Genomic DNA, 3,667 nt, shown 5'->3' on the forward strand with positions numbered 1-3,667 from the left:
GCGCCCCCGCGTCCCCCAATCCCCCGCGCCCCACCGGCACGTTCCGGGCGCGACCTACGACCGGGCCGTGCTGTTCGACCTCGACGGGGTGCTGGTCAACAGCTTCGCCGTCATGCGGCAGGCGTTCGAGATCGCCTACGCCGAGGTCGTCGGGGCCGGGCCCGCGCCGGGCGCGGCGTACCACCCCCCCCCGGGGCGGTGCGTCCCGCGCAACCACCGGAGCCGGGGCCTGCCGCTGGAGGTGGAGGGGCCGTTCGTCCGCGAGAGCTACCGGCTCGCGGGTGAGGTCGAGGTGTTCGAGGGCGCGCCGGAGCTGCTGGCGGACCTGCGGCAGCACGGCTTCGGCACCGCCGTGGTCACCGGCAAGAGCGGCCCGCGCGCCCGGTCGCTGCTGACCACCCTCGGCCTGGCAGAGCTGTTCGACCACGTCATCGGCTCCGACGAGGTCGTGAACCCCAAGCCCGCGCCGGACATGCTCCTGCTGGCCACCGGCCTGCTCGGCGTCCCGGCCGACCGGGTGGTGATGGTGGGCGACGCCCTGACCGACCTGGCCAGCGCCCGCGCCGCGGGCTACCCGGCGCTGGCCGCGCTGTGGGGCGAGACGGACGAGGCGGAGCTGCTGGCGGCGAACCCGGACGCGGCGGTCCGCAAGCCCTCGCAGGTGCTCGACTGGTGCCTGGCCCACCTCGCCGACGACCGGACGTGACGCGCGGGCAGGCCCAGTTCCCGCCGAGGCGGAGGTGGTGGACATGACGCGGACCGGTTCCGCGCAAGCGCCCCTCGGTGGCCCCCCGGCGGCGGGCGCCCCGTCCTGGTCCGGCTGGTCGCTGGCCGGTGGTGGCGACGCCCGCCCGGTGGCCGCGGTGCTGCCCCCCGTCGTGCGGGAGCTGCGCGCGCGGGACCTGGGCGCGCACTGGTCGTTCCTGCGCGGGACGGGGGTGGCGCTGTGGCTGGGCACGACCGAGGCCGCGCGGGGTCCGGTGCTCGCCGTGCTGCGCGCCGAGGCGGCGGCCCGCGAGCTGCGCGTCGACCCGGCGGGCGAGGGCTTGCCGGGCGGTCCGGTCGAGCCACTGGTCGAGGTCGCGACGGCCTCCAGCGAACTGGCGCTGGACGTCGCGGCGGCGGTGGGCCCGGCGTGGGGCGAGGACCCCGGCGGGTCGGGCGCGCAGGCCACGGTGCGGCACCACCTGGCCGAACTGGTCGCGCTGGCCCCGGAACCGGCCAGGCCCGCGTTCCTGTTCCACTGCTGGCAGAGCTGGGGCAGACCGCTCAGCCCGGCCGCGCGCACCGAGGCCGCCGTCGCCGCGCAGGGCCCGTCGCCCGGCGGGCGCGTGGTCGGCTCGGCCGGCGCGTGGCGGCGCGACCTGGAACAGCTGCGCACCGCGGCGGACCGCCGCCGCCCGGCCCTGCCGGTGCTGTTCGAGCAGGCGACCCTGACCCACAACCGCCTCGGCGTCGGCGCGGCCGTGGCGGCGCGGGCGGCGCTCGCCCTGCGCACCGCGCTCGTGACGGGCGCCGCCTGCGGCTGAGGGCCCGCGCCCTCACTCCGCCGCCCGCCCCACCACCCGTCCCGCCCTCCCGAGGAGGAAGCAGTGCCCACCACCGCCACCACCCGCGAGGTCCGGGTCGAGCTGGGCGAGCGCGCCTACACCGTCCACATCGGACACGGCGTGCGCGCCGCCCTCCCGGACGTCGTGCGGGCCCTCGGCGCGCGCCGCGCCGTCGTGGTCACCGCCCGCCCGCCGGACCAGACGCCCGACCCCGGCGTCCCCTCCCTCGTCCTCCCGGCCCGCGACGGCGAGCACGACAAGACCCTCGCCACCGTCGCCCACCTGTGCAGCCGGTTCGCCGAGTTCGGCCTGACCCGCGCCGACGTCGTCGTCTCCTGCGGCGGCGGCACCACCACCGACGCGGTCGGCCTCGCCGCCTCGCTCTACCACCGGGGCACACCGGTCGTGCACGTGCCGACCTCGCTGCTCGCCCAGGTCGACGCGAGCGTCGGCGGCAAGACGGCGGTCAACCTCCCCGAGGGCAAGAACCTCGTCGGCGCCTACTGGCAGCCCGCCGCCGTGCTGTGCGACCTCGACCTGCTCGCCACCCTGCCCGAGCGCGAGCTGCGCAACGGCCTCGGCGAGATCGCCCGCTGCCACTTCATCGGCGCGCCGGGCCTTGACCGGTTGCCGCTGCTGGACCAGGTGGCGGCGAGCGTCGCCCTCAAGGCCCGCGTGGTGGCCGCCGACGAGCGCGACCGCGGCCTGCGGCACACCCTCAACTACGGCCACACCCTCGGCCACGCCCTGGAGCTCGCCACCGGTTTCGCGGTGCGGCACGGCGAGGGCGTCGCGATCGGCACGGTCTTCGCCGGCCGCCTGGCGGGCGCGCTCGGCCGGATCGGCCCGGACCGGGTGGCCGAGCACCACGCCGTGGTCGCGGGCTACGGGCTGCCGGTCGCGCTGCCGCCGGGCGTGCCGGACGACGAGCTGCTGCGGTTCGTGCGCCGCGACAAGAAGTCCACCGGCGGCCTGGCGTTCGTGCTCGACGGCCCGCGCGGCGCGGAGCTGGTGCGCGACGTCGACGAGCACGTCGTCGCCGCCACCCTGGCCGCGATGCCGCGGGCCTGAGAGGTCCTAGCGGAATCGCTGGGCGTGTCGGTGGCAGGTGATGCGGGTGGTGGGGCCGAGGAGGGCTTCGCGGATGTCGTCGCGGCGTTCCCGGCGGACGCGTAGCCGCTTCACGCCGCGGTGCCAGGCGATCGGTGCTTGTCGTGGTCGTAGCCGCGGTCGACTCACCCCTCCGCACGACCGAACACGATCCAGATCGGGCAGGGGCGGCCCCGCACCCCCTCGGGGCGCCCCTGCGCGTCACCCCGACCGGTCGGCGCTCAGCGCGGGCGGCAGCTGCTCCCGCTGCTTGATCCCGAGCTTGCGGAACACCCGCGTCAGGTGCTGCTCCACCGTGCTGTGCGTGACGTACAGCTTCACCGCGATCTCCCGGTTCGTCAGCCCCGACGCCGCGAGCGCGGCCACCCGGTGCTCCGAGCTGGTCAACCGGCCCGTGTCCGACCCGCGGGCCGCCGACGCCTGCTGCGCGGGCACCAGCCCGTCGGCGGTGGGCATCAGCTCCTCGCACAGCGGCGCCGCCCCGCACATCCGGGCGACGTGCCACCCGCGCCGGATCACCCGGCGCGCCAGCGCGTGCTCGCCCAGCGCCCGCTGCGCCCCTCCCAGGTCGCGCAGGGTCCGCGCCAGCTCGTACTTGTCGTCCACGGCCTCGAACACCGCCACCGCCTCCCGCAGCAGCCGCGGGCGCCGCTTCACCGGGCCGGTCGCCGCGAGCAGCCGCAGCGCCTGCCCGCGCGCCCGCCTGCTGTCCGAGCCCGGCCTGCCGAGCTGCTCGTGGACCAGCGCCCGCGCCCGGTCCGGGTCGCCCTGCGCCAGCCACGCCTCCGCCGCCGCGGTCCGCCACGGCACCGGCGCGCACCCGCCGCCCAGACCCCACCGGGTCAGCTGCTCCCCGCACAGCAGGAAGTCGCCCAGCGCCGCGCGCGGCCGTCCCCGCGCCAGGAGGAAGTGCCCGCGCGCGTGCAGGTAGTCCACGCTGGTGCGGTGCCCGAACACCCCGTTCGGCACCGGCCGCGCCACCACGGCCGCCGCCTCGTCGCAGCGGC

General features: G+C 77.8%; 4 protein-coding genes. 3 read left to right on the plus strand and 1 reads right to left on the minus strand.

The window, feature by feature from the left end; all coding sequences use genetic code 11:
* Window positions 1–67: 67 nt before the first annotated feature.
* From ACTUAL_RS01175 to ACTUAL_RS01185, 3 genes are all read left to right on the plus strand, one after another.
* Window positions 68–706, plus strand: coding sequence for an HAD-IA family hydrolase (locus tag ACTUAL_RS01175; protein WP_440898957.1), 639 nt, complete (start codon window positions 68–70; stop codon window positions 704–706).
* A gap of 43 nt (window positions 707–749) precedes the next feature.
* Window positions 750–1,529: a hypothetical protein gene (locus ACTUAL_RS01180; protein ID WP_440898954.1), complete on the plus strand. Its 780-nt coding sequence runs from the start codon at window positions 750–752 to the stop codon at window positions 1,527–1,529.
* A 63-nt stretch (window positions 1,530–1,592) separates the two neighbouring features.
* Window positions 1,593–2,621 carry a 3-dehydroquinate synthase family protein gene (locus tag ACTUAL_RS01185; protein WP_440898955.1) on the plus strand — a complete coding sequence of 343 codons (1,029 nt, stop codon included), beginning with the start codon at window positions 1,593–1,595 and terminating at the stop codon, window positions 2,619–2,621.
* Between the two features lie 240 nt (window positions 2,622–2,861).
* On the opposite strand, the gene ACTUAL_RS01190 is transcribed toward ACTUAL_RS01185, so the two are convergent.
* Window positions 2,862–3,667, minus strand: an 806-nt coding sequence (locus ACTUAL_RS01190) for a helix-turn-helix transcriptional regulator (RefSeq protein ID WP_440898956.1), incomplete at its 5' end; no start/stop codon positions are given.

It is taken from the genome of Actinosynnema sp. (assembly GCF_052038725.1).

Excerpts from the sequence above, each read along its gene's own strand:
- ACTUAL_RS01180 (WP_440898954.1), top strand. The coding sequence starts at position 750 with ATGACGCGGACCGGTTCCGCGCAAGCGCCCCTCGGTGGCCCCCCGGCG.